This is a genomic window from Marivivens niveibacter, assembly GCF_002150005.2.
In the GTDB taxonomy this organism is placed as follows: Bacteria; Pseudomonadota; Alphaproteobacteria; order Rhodobacterales; family Rhodobacteraceae; genus Marivivens; species Marivivens niveibacter.
Map to the genome: position 1 here is coordinate 943855 of NZ_MSPP01000001.1, position 18159 is coordinate 962013.

An 18159-nucleotide genomic window follows, 5' to 3' on the forward strand; every position below is an offset into this window, starting at 1 on the left:
CACGTTCATGAGATCATCGAAATCCCGGTCGCGCGGTAAGAACCGCAATAATCGTCCTTCGGGCGGTAACATTATCAACCGCGTCTTTGACAGCTCTGGTCCGGACGGCAAAGTTCGCGGCACGCCGCAGCAAATCATTGATAAATATAACCAGTTACACCGTGACGCCCAATTGTCGGGCGACCGTGTTGCTGCTGAAAACTTTGCCCAGCACGCAGAACACTATCTGCGTCTTTTGGCCGAAGCCCAGCGTGAAGTTGAAAAAGCACGCGAAGAGCAAGAAGAAGCAAATCGTCAGCGTCAGGCCGAACGTGACCGCGAACGCGCAGAGCGTTTGAAAGCCCAAGAAGAGGCCGCAAACGGTTCGGGCGAACAACCCGATGTTGTCGAAGCGCAAGCCTCTGAAAACACTGACAGCGGTTTGGTGGAGACGCCAGAAAGCGCCGATAAACCAGCGGCACCAGCCGAGGAAAAGAAAAAACCAGCACGTAAGCCACGTGCCCGCAAACCGCGACCAAAACCAGAGGCTGACGCCCCTGCAAAACCTGCGGATGATAGCGCGGCGGCAGCAGAATAAACAAAAACCCGGTCAGTTTTGATCGGGTTTTTTTATGGGGGGAAGGTTTTGGACACTCAGGTCACATCAGATGGTCATGCGCGATGCGCGTGGTGCACCGCAACGGACGGCTACATCTCATATCATGATGATGATTGGGGCTGGCCTGTATCGGATGATCAGAAATTATTCGAAAAACTGACGCTGGAATCGTTTCAATCTGGGCTAAGTTGGCGGACCATCTTGGAAAAACGCGACGGGTTCAAAACGTGTTTTACCAACTTTGATTTCCATAAGATTGCACAGTTTGATGATCGTGATGTGGAACGGTTGGTGTTGGACGCATCGATTGTCCGGCATCGCGGCAAAATTACGGCCACCATCAATAACGCTAATTTGGCGATCGCCGCGCAGCAAGATTATGGATCACTGGCGCGTTATCTATGGTCATTTGCCGATCCAAATGATTTGGGGTCGGGGACCGAACAACGCAGCACGTCACCTGCAGCCCAAGCGATGTCCAAACAGATGAAAAAAGACGGCTGGAAATTTTTTGGCCCCACAACAGCCTATGCGTTTATGCAGGCCGCTGGAATGGTAAATGATCATGCGGTTGGGTGCGTAAACCGCGATGCAGCAACCAAAGCACAGGCGGAGTTTGATCGCCCTTAACCTTTGATCGATCGAGCCAATGCGCAGAACTGTTCCAATCCGATCTGTTCGGCGCGGTCTGTGGGTTTTATGCCAGCAGCGATTAAATGATCTTCGATGTCTGGCGCTGCGCCTTTCAGCGATGCGCGTAACATTTTTCGGCGTTGGTTAAACGCAGCGGCGACCACGCGCGACAAGGTTGTGGCATCCGCAGGATAGCGCGGTTCTGGCAATGCTTTTAGATGCACCACGGCCGAAGAAACCTTGGGCGGTGGGGTAAAGGCCTGTGGTGGTAGGTCGATCACAATTCGCGCATCAGTGCGCCACTGGGCAAGGATCGCCAGACGGCCATAGGCTTTGCTACCTGGTTCGGCGACGATGCGCTGCGCGACCTCTTTTTGGAACATCAGGGTCAGGCTGTCCCAAAATGGTGGCCAAACGTCAGGGGTCAGCCAACGCACCAACAATTCAGTGCCCACGTTATAAGGCAAGTTCGCAGCGATTTTAATAGGCGGCGTTAGATGTTCGAGTGGATTGATTTCCAACGCGTCGCCATTGATGACCTGCAAGCGTCCGTCGTAGGCGTCCGAAATTTCCTGCAACGCAGGTAAACAGCGGGCATCCTTTTCGATGGCCAAAACGCGGCGCGCGCCTTCGGCCAAAAGGCCTCGGGTCAAACCGCCGGGGCCGGGGCCGATCTCTAACACATCGGCATTGGTCAAATCACCTGCCTGACGTGCAATCTTTGCGGTCAGATTAAGATCCAGCAAAAAGTTTTGCCCCAGCGATTTCTTTGCAGAAAGCTGGTGGGTTGCGATCACGTCGCGAAGGGGCGGTAGATTATCGATACGGGCCATAGATGCCTTGTCTGCGGTTTTATCAGCGCGGTCAAGCGCCGCGCTGCGTTCCCATTTTATGGGCCATTTTCAGGGCAGCAATCATCGACGATGGGTTTGCAATCCCTTTGCCTGCGATATCAAAGGCGGTCCCATGATCGGGCGATGTCCGCACAAAGGGTAGGCCCAAGGTCACATTCACACCGTTATCGAAATCAATTGTCTTGATCGGGATAAGGGCCTGATCGTGATAGCCGCAAATCGCTGCGTCATAGGTTTGTCGCGCCCTTGCATGAAACATTGTGTCGGCGGGTAGGGGACCGCGAATATCGATGCCCTGCGCGGCTAAGGCTTCGACGGTTGGGATCATCCAATCCAATTCCTGCATCCCCATTTTCCCGCCTTCGCCTGCATGTGGATTCAGCCCCGCAACGACAATGCGCGGGTTTGGGATGCCAAAATCGCGGCGCAAAGCTGCGTGGGTGATCAAAACCGTGTCGGTCAGAACAGTCGCGGTAAAGGCGTTCGGGACATCCTCTAGCGCGATATGAATTGTTGCTGGTACAACACGCATGGCGTCGCTGGCCAACATCATCACGACCTGATCCACACCTGCTAAAGCCGCCAGAAATTCGGTATGGCCGGGGTAAGTGAAACCTGCGCCGTCGGCCAATGCCTTTTTATGGATCGGGGCGGTACAGATCGCGCTACATTGGTCAGACCCGACCAAATTAACCCCTGTTTCGATTGAATCGATGACGCCCGCCGCATGAACGGGGGTCGCTGTCCCATGGGTTAATGGCGCACCGAAATCTTTGGGCAGAACCGGTAGATATTCGTGCGATAGCGATGCCGCTTGTTCAGGGTTTTCAACGGCTTTCCACGGCGTCCCAGCAGGTAAATGGGTCGGGTCACCGATCCATAACATCGGAAAATCGGACTTTAGCGCGGCCCATGCTTTGGCAGCGATTTCGGGTCCGATACCGGCGGGTTCTCCGCAACTGATAGCAACGGTCATTTGTAAACAATCACCGCATTGTCGCGTAATTCAGCTAACAACGTGTCAGCATAGCCATTTAGGATCTGGCTACGGACATTTGCAGTGATCGCTTCGCGGTCGACAGTACCCGCCGAGCGGTCACAGACCATCACCACAACCGCGGTTTGATTGTTGTTACGGGTAAGGTCTGTGGATATTTCCGACACATCCAAACGGGCAATTTCCAATGCCAAATCGTTAGCAATCTGAGACGGCGCAGCGGTGATGCGTTCCACAGATGCGCCTGTAAAATCATTTGCTACGGTATACAAATCATCGCAGCGATCGACCTTTTGCGGAATTGCGGTGATCTGTTGGCGGAGCTCTGCTTTGTTCGGCAGCGACAGCATTGCATATTCGATTTGCGTTGGCGCGATAAACGCCCCCGAAGCTTCGCGGATCGACCGCATCTGCAAAATGGCGATCGCGCCATCCAGTTGCAGCGGCGGTGTTGCCTCGCCCGGTTTCAGGTTGGACAGCAGATTTTGCAAACCTTCGGGAAATTCAGTGATCGAACGCCAAGGCAAACGACCGCCATCTTCGCGGGTCCGGACAGCGGAATATTCGGCGGCTGCGGCGGAAAATTCGCTGGTGGACCGAATTTGGCTAATGCGTTCGGCTAATGCCATCGCTTCGGCCATTTGGTCTTCGGGCGCTGGAATGATGATTTCAGACAGCAGAACACTCAGGCTGCTGGTCGACCCTAGGGTATTCGCAACTTCGGCATCGATGTCTGAATCGGAAACAGTCACGTTAGATGCATAGGTGCGGCGGACGTAATCACGCCACACGCTGTTTGCTTTTACGTAATCGCGCAGGGTTTCGTAGGCGACACCTTCGGATGCCAATGCCGCCGTAAGTTCGGCTACGTTACGGCCCGTACGTCCTGCGAACTCTTCGATCGCGCTATTTAATGCTTCGTCGGTGATTGTCAGACCGCGCGTGGTAACAAAATCCAACCGAAGGCGATCATCAATCAACTGTTCGCGCGCGATGGTCGCAATGTCACCATTCGTGCCGAACAGGTCCAATAGGCGGGTGCGCTGATCCAATTCATAAGCGGTGATCGCGCTATCGTTCACGATAATCGCAGGGGAAAACAATCCTTGTGCCTGAACCGTGAAAGGCAGTCCAAGGGTTGCGGCAATAGCAAGCGATTTCAGCAATTTCATTTTCGCCTCGTTAATTTCGACAGGCCTGACGGGATTGAACCGACGTTGCGCCCGTCCCGAAACCTGCCAGCCCGATAGTCAGACTGTAATCTGTGGTCGGAGCCACAGTAGTCGAAGATGTATAACTGCGCGAGGCCGAAAGCTCGACTTCGACACATTCATTACGCCAGCCAACGGATAGCCCTGCTTTGACCGGATCATTAGCCGCTACATCGTAGCGACCGGATGCACCGACAGACCAAATGTCGTTTATCTGATAATCAGCGGCAATCGCCCACTGCGAAAAATCATCATCGCGGCCTTCGTCGGTGTCCAATGGCAGCCAAACATAGGATGCCGATAGGTCCAGATAATCGCCATCGGTTCCGATTAGGATTTCAGATTTTTGTGCGCTTAGATCGGTATCAAATACTGCACGCCCCAGAACATACAGTCCGTCATTTATCGCAAACTGACCCGCAGCCAGAATGTCAGAGGAACGGCCTGTCAGCCCCGAGGATGACGAATAATCCGCAACTGTCTCCCGCATAATCTGGCCGATCACAACATGAGCAGTCCAATCATTGCCAGATGTCCGATGCCATGATCCACCATAGGCGATCTGTGCCCCGTTTTCGATACGGTCATCGCCTGGAAAACGCGACAGTTTGAATAAGTTAGTTTCGGTTAATTCGGCTGACAGGCTATCCTCGTTAGGGACGGTCGCGCCGAAATCGCCGGTCCATCCAATCATAATGATTGGTTCCAGTAGATCCTGACCACCAGAGACGGTTTCACGCATCATGGGATATCGCAATGTTATCGCCGCCGAGGGGCTGATGCGCGTCCCGCCTTGATCTGGGTCGTTTTCAATGACCCATCTGTCAATCTGAAGCCCGACATCAGATTCCACCACCAATCCATTAGGCAGCACCCAGTTTCGGTTCCAATCTGCGGCGGTGCCGATGCGCAAAACATCGGCTGCATTACCGTTGTCGTCAGTTCCAAATCGAAAATGCAGATCACTGTCGGCAGATAAGGTCAAATTACCGCCAATTAATTCCTGCTGTTTTTCGGTGGCAAATGACATAACGAACGGTGGCAAACTGCTAGAGTTTTCACCGGCAATGGTGGACTGATAGAGGGCTATTTCGCCAAAAGTAAAACCTGCGTCAGTATAGCGGTCGATCGTAACGAATGACTTCAGGCGGTCTTGGTCCGAATAGTCATATTGTTTGAGGTAGCTGATATCGGACACGCCTGTTGCGCCGAAACGCAATTCATACCCGCGGGCCAGATCAAAACGACCGTCAAGTTCGATATATCCGCGCTGGGTGTCTGGGATGATCGTGTCACGGCTGGTCGCCGCTTTGATAGTAATGTCGCCGTTTGTAAAAGCTTGGCGATATCGCGCCTCTAACGTTTTGGTTTCGGCGCTGATGTAGGGTGTTAGCGTGAGGTCGCGGTAGTCCCCAAGGCGGATGAAGTAAGGCATCTTAATGCCCGTCCCTAGAAGGTCATTCGAGGAGTAGCTTGGCACTAAAAATCCAGTGGCGCGTTCCAGCGATGGATCTGGTAACCGCATATACGGCAGCCAAAAGATCGGGACGCCGCGCACGCGCATCACCGCGTTTTCCAAATATAGCTGCTGTTCGTTTTCATCGTGAATAATGCGATTTGCGCGAATTTCCCACAGAGGCGGGCGGTCGTTGCAAATATTGCACGATGTCGCAGCGACGCGCGAAAATTGGGTCAGGTCACCCTGAGTGCGATCAATGCGGCCTGCGGTCAGTTGCAGTTGATTGTCCAAAACCATCCGCGCACTTAGCAATAGGCCCGTTTCCAATGTCGGGCTTAGCTGTGCTTGATCGGCTGTAAAGACGTCACCGTTCGGCGCGCTGATCAAAATGGGTCCGGTGATGTCTAGCTTGTCGGTCGATTGTGAATAGGTGATCGCCGCAGCTTGCATGTGGGTGCCTTCAAACATGACCTCTACGTTGCCACTGGCGGTTAATTTTCCGTCAGGGGTCACGGTCACGCTGTCTGCCAGCAACGTTGCCGCCATCTGCGCATGAACTGGCAGCGGAAGCGATAGAAGGATTGCGGTGATTAGGCGGCGCATTATCCGTCCTCCAAATGCAAAAGCACGCCTAATGCGATGCCGATTGCGCCAAACGGCGGCGCCCAAGCTGACAACAACACCGGAATTTGTCCATTTTCGCCCAAGATAAGCGCAAAGTTTCGCAGGAAATACAACGTAAAGCTCAGCAAGATTGCGTACATCACCATTAAACCAGTGCGCCCCCCGCGTTGTGGACGCATGGTAAACGCGGCACCGATCATTACCATGGCAATAAGGAAAAGTGGCTGTGCCAGTTCCGATTGCAGCCAAACTTGATGGCGCCTTGCGCTAAATCCAGCAGTTTGAAGTCGGTTGATGAAACCCGGCAGGTCCCAGATCGGGATCGACGATGGTGTTCCAAAACTGTCGCGAATTTGGTCGGCGGTCAAAGTTGACGGAATGGTATATATTTCGAAAAATTCTGCAGCGGTTTCGGGGTTGTCGACACCTTGCAACGGCCAAACTTTTGCATTTGTGATCGCCCATTCACCGTTTACAAGTTCCGCATTTTCAGCATCGATACGGCGTATAGGGCCGCTACCGATGCTGAACGTCAGGAAGGTGACGTTGGATAGCGCGGTGCCGTCCAAACTGCTGCTGCCCGCGCGAATGACGGTTTGCGTTTCTTGCGACCCCTGACGCATCCACAACCCATCAGCGGCCAACGAAAACGATGTGTCGGTGCCTTTCAATGCGGCCTCTCGAACTTCGTATTCGCGGGTCGTGGCGGCGACGATCGGGTTTAGAATGCCGATGACAGCAAGGCCCAACACAAAGGCCAGCAGACATGGTGCAATCAATGCCCGCAATGCGGACCGACCTGCCGAACGTGTCACAACCAATTCGGATGTACGCGCAAGGCCCAGAAACAGCCAAATGGTGGCAAGGATAATCAGCAGCGGGATGATGCGGTAAATCCCGACAGGCAGATTTAACAGCGCCATGCCTAGGATTTGAGTAAAGGTCGCGTCGACATTCTGAAATTCGCGCAAACGGTCAACGATTTCGACAAAGATCAAAATCAACCCAAAGATCGCAAAAACGGATCCCAAAGTGATCATGAAACGCCAGGCAAAATAACGATGCAAAATCATGATAGCACCTGTCTTTTGCTGCGTTTGAACATGGTTGGATTTGCTACAAGGACGAGCAGCCCGAATGAAACCGCCAGACCGAAAACGATTGGGATGTAGGGCAATAACCAGTTTTCTGGCTGGGTCCGCGCGGCGTTCGCGGCCATTGATTCAGTGAATTTCACAGCAATCACCAAAAAGATTGCCAAGACGACCTGTTTCCAAACGCCAAACCGGCTGAACCCGCCAACCAGCAACGATGCCGCCCCCAAGACAGCCCCAACCAATGCTAGCAATGCACCTGCGTTTCGGCTGTGTGCCTCCATCGCCAAAACGCCTGCGGTTCTTCCTGTGTCCTCTAGCACTTGGTCAGAGGGGAACCACAAATCGATAGAGTTGTAATGCGATATGCGGCGCGTCGTGTTCGTTGATGTCGTGATCAGATCACCTAAATCATACGCAAAATCATCAAAGGTTGTGACCATCAATCGATTGGTTGCGTAATCCAGCGTTTGGGCCTGACCTTCGACCATAACCAGCTGGGGGCCATTTTCGTTTCGGATCAGATAGGCTTTGGTCGCTGTGTAAATCACCTCTTGGGTTTCAGATCGGGTGTCAGACAGAAATAGATCGACCAATTCGCCGTTGCGGGTAACTTCGCGAATGTAGACGGTCAAATCATCTGTGGGGGTCTGAAATTGACCCTCGACCAAAAGGCGGGCAGTGATGTTTTGGCTGATTTCGGCGTTGCGGACCCGCATCGTATATGCCGCTTCGGGAACCAGAAAATGAGTCACGACCATCGTCAATAGTGTGATGATGATCCCAAAGAACAGTGCTGGGCGCACCATGCGGAATGGCGAAAAGCCTGTGCCTTGCATCACGACCAATTCACTGTCTGATGTTAGGCGGTTTGTGACATAGACCGCCGCCGCAAAGGCCGCTAGAGGTAGAACAATCTGGATAACACTGGGCAAAGACAGTGCGGTTAGCTCCAACACTACGCGCGCCGATTGCCCATCCGAAATCAGGCGATCAAACAGCGTCACCGCCGCGCGGATCCAGTAAACCATCACCAGCACGAGAGAGAAAAAGCCGAACACGGTCAGTAATTGCGACAGCAAATATCTGTCGAAACGTGGCACTGCATTCCCCCAAATGTGTAATAGGTCTTAATTGGCTGGACGCTAGCCGATTTGAACGAGGGATTGAACCGCATTCTGGTCATTCTAGCTGTCGCAGGCTACCAATTGCCTAAACGATCCAACAAGGAGCACCAAATGACCACGCCTGTAACAATCGAATTTGCCAATTTTTCGCTGGAAAACATCGCGGAAACCGCAGGTAGACTGGTTATTTTTGTCACCGAAGATGGAAAACTGGACCAATCGGCGCGCAAGGTGAACAGTCTGACTAAAAAAGCAGTCGAACGGTTGGTTGATTCTGACGGATTTGAAAAAATGAGCGTGGGTGATGTGACCACATTGGCCTATCCGGCTGGGGTCGCGGCAGATGCTGTCCTGGTGGTCAAATTGCCGCGCCGTCCATCACAATCAGAGGCCCGCAAAGCAGGCGCTGCAATTGCCAAGGCGATGGGGTCGGGCAATGTGACCCTATTGGCGGGACAGGTTTTCAAAGCCGAAGAGGTTGCATTCGGCATCGCCATGCGCGCCTACGCCTACACAGAATGCAAAACCAGCGATGCGCCTGAATACGGCACCATTTCGGTCATGGTCAAAGACGTGGATGCGGCGAAAGAAGCCTACGCGCCGCTATCCGCAGTCGTCGAAGGTGTGTTCTTTACCCGCGATCTAACCAGCGCACCCGCGAACGTCCTGACGACCACCACCTTTGCAGAAAAACTGAAATATCTCAGTGGTTTGGGGGTCGAGGTTGAAGTGTTGGAGGAGGCCCAGTTGGAAGAGCTGGGCATGGGATCTCTTTTATGTGTCGGTCAGGGTTCGGACAGCCCGTCAAAGGTTGTCGTTATGAAATGGAACGGCGGCGGCGATGAGGCGCCATTTGCATTCGTAGGTAAAGGAGTGGTGTTTGACACGGGCGGCATCAGCCTGAAACCAGCTGCTGGCATGGAAGACATGACCATGGATATGGGCGGCGCTGGTGTTGTTTCGGGCGTTATGAAAACGCTTGCTTTGCGCAAGGCCAAGGCAAATGTCGTTGGTCTGGTTGGGCTGGTTGAAAACATGCCATCGGGCAATGCAACCCGCCCAGGCGATATCGTGAAATCGATGAAAGGTGACACGATCGAAGTTATCAACACAGATGCCGAAGGCCGTTTGGTTCTGGCGGATGTTCTTTGGTACACGCAGGAACGGTTTAACCCGTCTGGCATCGTAAATTTGGCGACTCTAACCGGTGCGATCATTATCGCGCTGGGGAATGAAAACGCTGGCGTCTTTTCAAATGATGACACCTTGGCAGCAAATGTGGTTGGGTCGGCTGCGGCCGAAGGCGAAGGCGCATGGCGTATGCCGATGGGCCCAGCCTATGACAAGCTGATCAAATCGAACAAAGCTGACATGAAAAACACAGGCGGCCGTGCAGGCGGGTCGATCACAGCGGCGCAATTCCTGAAACGCTTTATCAAAGATGACATGCCTTGGGCGCATATTGATATCGCTGGTACGGCTGACACGAAAACAGAAACCGCGCTGGCACCCAAAGGCGCGACCGGCTGGGGCGTGATGGCGTTGAACCGATTGATCGCTGACAAATACGAAGCGTAAAAATGGGCGCCGCGTATTTTTATCATTTAACCGAAGACAGCCTTGAACATGCTTTGCCCATTTTGTTGGGAAAAGCGTTAGAGGCAGGTTGGCGTGTTGAGGTGCGCGGCACCGACCCAGATCGGCTGGCTCGATTGGATGTTGAGTTGTGGAAAGGTGCAGGGCCTTCGTTTCTGCCTCACGGGATTGCGGGCGGGCCGCACGATGCAGATCAGCCCATATTGCTGACCACTGCGGTCAATAACACGAACAATGCTAGCTGCATTGTGTCGGTCCATGGCGCTGTCTTGTCATCGGAAGAGGTGAAGACAGCGGATCGTGCGATGGTTGTGTTTGACGGGCACGACGGAACATCCGTTCAAATTGCACGTGACGCATGGAAACAGTTGACCGGGGCAGGAACCACAGCGCAATATTGGGCCCAAGAGGGGGGACGTTGGGTGAAAAAGGCGGAAACGGCTTAACTCTGTCTTGAAAGGGAAATCAATTGGAAGGTTATCATGCTGGCGGGTGCCAGTGCGGTCGGGTGCGCTATCGCATTTCTAATATGATGGATAACGGGCACGCGTGTCATTGCCGCATGTGCCAAAAGGCGTCGGGATCATTGGTTATGTTTTGGGTGTCTTGCCCAGTCAGCAACCTGACTTGGACACGTAACATGCCCGAAGTTTTTAGTAGTTCTGATATAGCGGAGCGGTCTTTTTGTCGTGATTGCGGCACAACACTGACGTTTCGCCGCATCGGCCGGCCGCATGTGTCGATCAGTATCGCGTCTTTGGATAAACCGCAGGACGTGCCGTTGAAATTCGTTTGGGGTGTTGAGGCACGCACCGATCATTTCGACATGTTGGATACTGTGCCCAGCCACAAGAGTGATATGGATTTTATCACAACCGAACAGGCTGTTTTGACGTCGCACCAACATCCAGATCACGAAACCTGATTAGCGTGTAAGAACCAATCGGTTTTGGCTGATTTCTATTTTTTCAAATCGGTTCAGATAGGACATACCTAAAAGCGATCCGTTCATTTCACCGCCGTTGACGACAGCGCGGATGTTTTTGTCTGTCACATCATCGACCTGCAATGATTGGATCGTAACGGGTGCAGTGCGGACAATGCCGTTCGCGGTAGAGGCTGATCCGATATAGCGCAAAGTTGATACATCAATGCCCGCGCGTTTTGCATCCGCTTGGGTCAAAACGATATGGCTGGCGCCTGTATCAACGACAAATTCGATAGGTGCGCCGTTAACATTTGCGGTCAGGTAGTAATGGCCATCGCGCTGCATGGTCAGTTCGATCCTGCCGTCATCCAGTACGGTTTGGTTTTGACTGGTGAAAATGAGGTCACCCTGCAATGTCGCTATGCCAAAACTTACGCCAGAAAAAATAACAACCCATAGGCCGGCTTGTCGCAAAAGATGCCCAATGCGGCCACCAGAACGCATCAATAGCGATCCCAGAATGACAGCGATTAAAAGCCCAAGGTACAAAAGGCGCATTTTGTCGTAACTATCCATGCGCTATAGATAGGTCTCACGGTGCCAAACCAAAAGACCGCAGGCCGTCCAATATAAATTGAATAGCTAGCGCAGCCAGCAACATGCCCAAAATCCGCGTTACAACGTTCACACCAACGCGGCCCAATAAACGCTCTAACGGGATCGCGATCAGGAACATCAAGAACACCAAAAGCAAGACCGCGGACAAGACACCGAACACCGACGCGTAATCAAGCACGCTTGCTGCTTCTTCGGTCAAAAGGATGATCGTCGCAATTGCACCCGGGCCTGCGATTAACGGAATGGCGATAGGAAAGACGGATGGGTCGTCGATGTGGTCTTCGGCGGCATCGTCTGTGTGACCCTGACGCCGCGTTTGGCGTTTTTGAAACAGCATTTCCAGCGCGGTAAGAAACAACAAAATACCGCCCGCGATACGGAATGCCGGCATCGAAATGCCAACAAATTCCAGCAAAGATTCACCGACAAACGCGAAGACGACCAAAATTGCCAGCGCGATCAAACAGGCGCGAATAGCGATTCCGCGGCGTTGCGCTGCGGACTGGCCTTGGGTTAGGGCCACAAACAATGGCGCAAGGCCGATGGGGTCGATAATCACGAACAGGGTCGTGAAGGCGGTAATCAATTCAGTCATGGCGATGTGCTAGCGGATATTTGACCATCTGGCAAACTATCCGTTTTCGGCCTGTTCCAATTTATCCAGCGCTTCCATCCACAATTCTTCGGCGCGTTCGGTGGCGTCGACGGCTTCGGCGTATTTGCGGTTCAATTTTTCCAATTTGTCGGCGCTTGCGTCTTCGTACAGGGCAGGGTCCGCCAATTCAGAGGCGACGCGATCGCGGATTTCATTGATCTTTTCAATCCGGTCTTCGCATTTGCGGACCTCGGCCCGTAGGGCAAGGATCGTGTTGCGGTCTGCCTTTTGCGGTTTCGGCTTTTCCGCTTTCGGTTTGTCGGCGGGTTTGTCTGATTGCAGCAGCAAGGCGCGATAGGCCGCCAGATCGTCGTCATATGGCGCGACGCGGCCGTCTTTGACCAGCCACAAACGGTCCGCGACCATCGACAATAGGTGCATGTCGTGGCTGACAAGGATCACAGCGCCTGAATATTCGGTCAGCGCTTCGACCAAAGCCTCGCGGCTTTCGATGTCTAGGTGGTTGGTCGGTTCGTCCAAGATCAATAGATGTGGCGAATCCAATGTTGCCAACAGCAACGACAAACGCGCCTTTTGACCGCCCGACAAACGTCCCACTTCGGTTTCGGCTTGGGCTGCCATCAGGCCAAAGCCTGCGAGTTTCGCCCGCAGTTTCGATTGATGCAATTCGGGCAATTCGCGCTGAAGGTGCTGTAATGGCGTTTCTTCGACGCGCAGTTCGTCCACCTGATGCTGGGCAAAGAACCCGATGCGCAGTTTCGAACTGCTGTGTTTGTCGCCTTCGATCAGGTCCAATCGATCGGACAGCAGTTTCGACAGCGTCGATTTGCCTTCGCCATTGCGCCCAAGCAAGGCGATGCGGTCGTCCTGATCGATGCGCAGGTTCAGATGGCGCAGGATCGGTTTGCCATCATAGCCAACACTGCCGCCTTCGACGCGGATGATGGGGGGCGACAAAGGTTCAGGCGATGGAAAGGTGAAAACGGTGCGTGCGGCGTCTTCGGGGACGCGGATCGTTTCCATTTTTTCCAACATCTTAACGCGGGACTGCGCCTGTTTTGCCTTGGTCGCTTTGGCTTTGAATCGGTCGACAAAGGATTGCAGGTGGGCGCGGCGGGCCTCTTGTTTTTTGGCGGCTTGCATCAGAACGGCGCGTTGTTCGGCGCGCTGTTTGGCAAAGCTGTCATAGGGGCCAGTGTAATAGGTCAGCGACTGGTTTTCCAAATGCAGGATACCGGTAACGGACCGGTTCAGCAGTTCGCGGTCGTGGCTGACGATCAGCACGGTGTGCGGGTATTTCGTCAGATAGTTTTCCAGCCATAGCGCGCCTTCGAGGTCGAGATAGTTGGTCGGTTCGTCCAGCAGCAGCAGATCGGGTTCGGAAAACAGAACTGCGGCCAATGCCACGCGCATCCGCCAACCGCCCGAAAAGGCCGAGCAGGGCATTTGCTGTTCTTCGTCGGTAAATCCCAGACCCTTTAGGATCGTGCTGGCGCGGCCTTCTGCGCTCCATGCGTCGATATCAGCAAGGCGAGTTTGAATATCGGCAATACGGGCGGGGTCGGTCGCGGTCTGCGATTCTGCCATTAACGCGGCGCGTTCGGTGTCAGCGGCCAAAACGGTGTCGATCAATGACACTTCGTTTCCTGGCACCTCTTGGCTGACGCCGCCGATTTTCCAACCGTTGGGTAGGGTGATGTCGCCCGTATCCAGATGCAGGTCGCCCCGTATCAGTTTGAAAAGAGTGGTTTTTCCCGTACCATTATTGCCCACAAGGCCGACCTTGTGGCCGGTGGGAATTACAGCAGAGGCGTGGTCGATCAGAACACGGCCCTCGATCGAATAACTGATGTCATCAAGGCGTAGCATAGATGCGTCATTGCCTGATGACGCTGCTTGCGTCAATCGCGGCTTTTCTTATGCGCTAACACGTGCTAGGGCAGCGCCAAATTCAATCCGCCCCAATGGGGCCGCTGTTAAAAAGAGGCTAAGATGGCTGTAGAACGCACTCTGTCGATCATCAAACCAGACGCAACCGAACGTAACCTGACCGGTGCTATCGTTGCTAAATTCGAAGAATCTGGCCTGCGCGTTGTCGCATCCAAGCGTATCCACCTGACCCCAGCACAAGCTGGTCAGTTCTACGCTGTTCACGCTGAGCGCCCATTCTACGGCGAACTGTGCGAATTCATGGCATCCGCACCAGTTGTTGTTCAGGTTCTGGAAGGCGAAGGCGCAATCGCGAAAAACCGCGAAGTTATGGGCGCAACCAACCCAGCAGACGCAGCACCAGGCACCATCCGCGCAGAATTCGCGAAATCGGTTGGCGAAAACTCGGTTCACGGTTCGGACGCTCCAGAAACCGCAGCAGAAGAAATCGCGTTCTTCTTCTCGGGTCTGGAACTGGTTGGCTAATCGGCCATTTCGGTTATTCAACGGTAAAGCCCGCGCAGTTGCGCGGGCTTTGCTGTTTTTAAAGGCTGCGGTGATTATGCGAGCCCCATGTCTGAGAGGAATTTTTGCAACTCCGACCCTGGGCGGGAGGTATCCGATGCGACCAGTACGTCAAACCGTTTGCGAAAATCGTCTTTTTCTTTGCCTTTGCAGTCGTTCCAAGGTCGTCCCTGCAACGCCATATGCAGTGCGTAATAGCCTATGAAATGGGGCCGCGTTCCGGCTGCGATCATTCGCTTGTAGGCTTCGTCGGCGCCTAGGTTACGCAATTCATCCGCCGATTTGATCCCTGCACGTTCCAGTTCTGCAGCGACGGCTGGGCCGATCCCTTTGATAGATTGTAGTGTCATTGGGCTGCGCGATGATCGGCTGACGATGCGGTGTTTTGGGTGTCCGATTGGTGGCTTTCCAGAAATTTCATAAGAGCATTTGTGTCTAGTGGTTTGGACATGATGGTCGATGCACCAGCCAATTCAAAGCGCCGCATATCATCACCGACCACCGCCGCCGTTAGGCCCACAATAGGGCGTTCAAAGCCCTGACTGCGTAGGGTTTGCGTGAGTTCGTCACCGGACATCTCAGGCATAAAGAGGTCTGTGATCACCAAATCTGGTGGGTCTTTTTCGATAAGGTCCAATGCGGCACGGCCTGAAGTCGCTACTTCGACGCGGCCCATGAGTTTGCGCAGGCGCGCACTGGTGACTTCGGCAACCAATGGATTGTCTTCGGCCAGAACGACGTAAAGCGCGCTGAAATCAACATCGGCAACGTGGATTTGCTTGTGAGCCTGAATTTGTTGCTGGGACGCAAGAGGTTCGGGCAGGCGAACATGATAACCTGCGCCGCCTTCGGGGGCAGGGAAGTACCGGACATCACCGCCCAATAGCTGGATAGAGGTGCGTACGATGTAAAGGCCCAGACCCGACCCGTCAGGGCGATTGCGTGCGTCGCTACCACCGCGTTGGAATGGTTGAAACAGGCGTTCGACTTCGTCATCGGGGATGCCAATACCGTCGTCAGTGACGGCCCACATGCCCATTCGTTGCCCCTGTTCGCCGTCTAGACCTGCGCGGTAACTTAGTGTGATGGTGGAGCAGCGCGAATGAATAATCGCGTTTTTGATGAGATTTCCCAGCACTTGTTTAATGCGAACATTGTCGCCCAAGACGGTTTCTTCTGCGCCATCGCCCAGACGCAATTGAATTTGTACCTTTGCGGACTGCGCTTGCATTTCGAATGTATTGCGAATGGATTCCGCAACGTCGGTCGGCCTGAACGGTTGAATATTGACCGGCAGATTTTTTTCCGGGTTTACAGCCTGACGCATGTCGGTCAAAACGCCAAGCAATTGGTCGGTTGCCTCGCGAAGGCGATGGTGGCTATGCGCGATGTCTGCATTTTCGTCGTCTAGATCATCGATCAACATGGAAATGACCGACGCAGGTGTGCGCAGTTCGTGGCTGATAATCGAAAACATCTGTTTCTGCTGGTCCTGACGGATCGACAGTTCAGCCAGTGTTTCTTTCAGCGCACGTTCCTGTAGGTGTTCGCCAGTCACATCGACGACCAATCCATAGACAACTGGCGAATGTTCCACAGACCGTTCGTACCACAGGAACAACCTGATAACGCGGCTGTTGTTCGATTTGGGGACTTCGCGCAAACGTGCAAGCAGTGTGGTTGTTTCACCGGGGCGATAAAACATAAGGCGCCGCAGTTCTTTTTGTTCGCGTGGGCCGAATTTGCGCATCATGGTCGCGACGTCAAACTGGCTGGGAACGCCAAGCATACGTTGGGTTACCGGATCAACGCTGACCAAACGATTGCGGATATCGACCGAAAAAATACCTACGCCTGCATAGTTTCGGACAGTGTTCAGACGACGGATCGAATTGGTCTGGCGGTTTTCATTGTGCAAAAGGTGGCTACGCATAGCCAAAATCGCGACAATTACGGCCAACCCAATAATGCAGTAGGTTTCGATGATTTGATCAAGTTCAGAGGCAAAAGGCCCGACCGATACAAATGTGCCTGATAGGACAATATAGACCAATATTCCCGACATGAGTGTCGGCACGACCAAGCGCAAAGGCAAAACAACGGCTAAAAATGCCGAAAGAGCGATTGGATCCAGCATTTCGTGAATCCCAAAACCCAACTCTTGCACTGTGTTCAGCACCGCAAAGAGCAACGTAAATGGCATTGCCCAAACAAGGTCCAACGGTCGCGGAAATTGAATGACACCCAACAGAAATACCGACATCACGACCCCACCGTAGGCGCAGCGTATTAAAGCGGTGTGCAGATAGGTTTCATTGATACCTAAAGCGGTCGACGAATTGGGGAATATGTTCGTCGTCAAAGTATAAAAGACCAAGACCATTGCGACGGCGACAAAGGTAAATAGCAGGCCGCTGATTGTTGAAACGATGAGGTCTAAGTTATGCGCGTCCGTCGTGCTGGCGTAGCGGCTAAGAAAAAAGCGGCCAATGCCACCAGTAATTAGGCCGATTAGCAGATTGCTGACTAACGCAATCAAATAGATCGACGGCGCATAGGGGCCTTCGATCGTCGCGGCGATTGATAGGGTGGGTATGATCGCTTGCAACAGGAAGATCGCTGTGAAGGCTAGCGTCGGGACGAGAAGCAGTTTCGTCGGATAGATCAATGTCCCCATGGCAATCATAAACAGGCCGACATGCGGCATATAGGCCAATGCCAACTCGCTTGGGTTATTTGTGCCTGTGCTGGCCGTCAGGATAAGAACCCAAACCAAACCAGTGGCCAGATAAATGAGCGTATGCCTGTATGGAAAATTCTCGATGTTTTTCCGAAGGGCATAGATTTGCGACCCTTCTAAATCCTGAAATAAAACAGCGTCTCTGTTCGCGTCAGATTGGCTAGGGCCTGTTATTTGTCTTGTTCGTGCTGGTGACATCAAAGGCGACCCTGTAACCTACCATTTGCCTTGGCGACTTCGCTTAACCTAAATCAACTCTAGCGCAACGAAAACGCGCCGTTGGGGTATACGTATTACCCTATTGGATAGTTTCGAGCCTTTTGCGTCCATCGGTCAATGAAAATCTAAATCGGTCGTATGGCGGATGACGGTCACAACCCCCAAGGTGTTTTCTTGATGGAAAATCTTATCATTTGGGAAACTTTTGAAAAAATCCGTTAAGCCAGTGGTGAAAAAGTAAGCGGAAAAATTGTCGCTGAGTAATTTTTAAGCTTTTCGGCCTGGCGTTTTGAAAAATCCTGCCGATTTCTTGCGCATTTGGGAACGTTTGCAGCAGTGTTTGGTCGAGCGGTAAACGCCGCTTTAACCGCCGCACGAGGGGCCATCCTGG

The 18159-nt window shown here is 53.2% G+C and carries 17 protein-coding genes; 6 read left to right on the forward strand and 11 right to left on the reverse strand.

Annotated elements, in window-relative coordinates; genetic code table 11:
* The first annotated feature begins 7 nt into the window (after positions 1-7).
* Positions 8-577, forward strand: coding sequence for a DUF4167 domain-containing protein (locus BVC71_RS04610; protein ID WP_086450419.1), 570 nt, complete (start codon positions 8-10; stop codon positions 575-577).
* Between the two features lie 48 nt (positions 578-625).
* Entirely contained in the window at positions 626-1228 is a 603-nt protein-coding gene (locus tag BVC71_RS04615) for a DNA-3-methyladenine glycosylase I (RefSeq protein ID WP_205905951.1), read from the forward strand.
* Here the strand turns inward: BVC71_RS04615 and rsmA are convergent.
* Genes rsmA through lptF form a run of 6 tightly spaced genes read right to left on the reverse strand, consistent with a single transcriptional unit; the run spans position 1225 to position 8573 of the window.
* Positions 1225-2064, reverse strand: a complete 840-nt coding sequence (gene rsmA / locus BVC71_RS04620) for a 16S rRNA (adenine(1518)-N(6)/adenine(1519)-N(6))-dimethyltransferase RsmA (protein WP_086450420.1) — start codon at positions 2062-2064, stop codon at positions 1225-1227. The two genes, BVC71_RS04615 and rsmA, sit on opposite strands and share 4 nt — an antisense overlap.
* Before the next feature lie 31 nt (positions 2065-2095).
* A complete protein-coding gene (gene pdxA, locus BVC71_RS04625) occupies positions 2096-3061 on the reverse strand; it encodes a 4-hydroxythreonine-4-phosphate dehydrogenase PdxA (RefSeq protein ID WP_086450421.1) in 966 nt (321 codons plus the stop codon).
* Positions 3058-4254, reverse strand: coding sequence for a peptidylprolyl isomerase (locus BVC71_RS04630; protein ID WP_086450422.1), 1197 nt, complete (start codon positions 4252-4254; stop codon positions 3058-3060). Before BVC71_RS04630 ends, pdxA begins: the two co-directional genes overlap by 4 nt.
* 10 nt (positions 4255-4264) lie before the next feature.
* Entirely contained in the window at positions 4265-6355 is a 2091-nt protein-coding gene (locus BVC71_RS04635) for an LPS-assembly protein LptD (RefSeq protein WP_086450423.1), read from the reverse strand.
* Positions 6355-7449, reverse strand: coding sequence for an LPS export ABC transporter permease LptG (gene lptG, locus BVC71_RS04640; protein WP_086450424.1), 1095 nt, complete (start codon positions 7447-7449; stop codon positions 6355-6357). Before lptG ends, BVC71_RS04635 begins: the two co-directional genes overlap by 1 nt.
* Positions 7446-8573 (reverse strand): LPS export ABC transporter permease LptF, encoded by a 1128-nt coding sequence (gene lptF / locus BVC71_RS04645; RefSeq protein ID WP_086450425.1) that lies wholly within the window; start codon positions 8571-8573, stop codon positions 7446-7448. The genes lptG and lptF overlap by 4 nt, the downstream gene beginning before the upstream one ends.
* A gap of 135 nt (positions 8574-8708) precedes the next feature.
* Between lptF and BVC71_RS04650 the strand changes: the two genes are divergently transcribed.
* Genes BVC71_RS04650 through BVC71_RS15590 form a run of 3 tightly spaced genes read left to right on the forward strand, consistent with a single transcriptional unit; the run spans position 8709 to position 11118 of the window.
* Entirely contained in the window at positions 8709-10175 is a 1467-nt protein-coding gene (locus tag BVC71_RS04650) for a leucyl aminopeptidase (protein ID WP_086450687.1), read from the forward strand.
* Positions 10176-10177: 2 nt separating this feature from the next.
* Entirely contained in the window at positions 10178-10639 is a 462-nt protein-coding gene (locus tag BVC71_RS04655; RefSeq protein ID WP_086450426.1) for a DNA polymerase III subunit chi, read from the forward strand.
* A 23-nt stretch (positions 10640-10662) separates the two neighbouring features.
* Entirely contained in the window at positions 10663-11118 is a 456-nt protein-coding gene (locus BVC71_RS15590) for a GFA family protein (protein ID WP_133064493.1), read from the forward strand.
* Here the strand turns inward: BVC71_RS15590 and BVC71_RS04665 are convergent, their stop codons facing one another.
* The 3 genes from BVC71_RS04665 to BVC71_RS04675 are packed head-to-tail and all read right to left on the reverse strand — an operon-like array spanning position 11119 to position 14224.
* A complete protein-coding gene (locus BVC71_RS04665) occupies positions 11119-11697 on the reverse strand; it encodes a retropepsin-like aspartic protease family protein (protein WP_086450428.1) in 579 nt (192 codons plus the stop codon).
* 16 nt (positions 11698-11713) lie between these two features.
* Positions 11714-12334, reverse strand: a complete 621-nt coding sequence (locus BVC71_RS04670) for a MarC family protein (RefSeq protein ID WP_086450429.1) — start codon at positions 12332-12334, stop codon at positions 11714-11716.
* A gap of 36 nt (positions 12335-12370) precedes the next feature.
* A complete protein-coding gene (locus tag BVC71_RS04675; RefSeq protein ID WP_086450430.1) occupies positions 12371-14224 on the reverse strand; it encodes an ABC-F family ATP-binding cassette domain-containing protein in 1854 nt (617 codons plus the stop codon).
* 123 nt (positions 14225-14347) lie between these two features.
* Here BVC71_RS04675 and ndk point away from each other — a divergent pair, with 123 nt between their 5' ends.
* Positions 14348-14770, forward strand: coding sequence for a nucleoside-diphosphate kinase (ndk, locus tag BVC71_RS04680; protein WP_086450431.1), 423 nt, complete (start codon positions 14348-14350; stop codon positions 14768-14770).
* A 74-nt stretch (positions 14771-14844) separates the two neighbouring features.
* Here ndk and BVC71_RS04685 read toward each other — a convergent pair whose 3' ends face one another.
* On the reverse strand, positions 14845-15159 hold the full coding sequence (locus BVC71_RS04685; RefSeq protein WP_086450432.1) for a TfoX/Sxy family protein: 315 nt from the start codon (positions 15157-15159) through the stop codon (positions 14845-14847).
* Positions 15156-17585: a hybrid sensor histidine kinase/response regulator gene (locus tag BVC71_RS04690; RefSeq protein WP_165767721.1), complete on the reverse strand. Its 2430-nt coding sequence runs from the start codon at positions 17583-17585 to the stop codon at positions 15156-15158. The genes BVC71_RS04685 and BVC71_RS04690 overlap by 4 nt, the downstream gene beginning before the upstream one ends.
* Positions 17586-18159 lie beyond the last annotated feature (574 nt).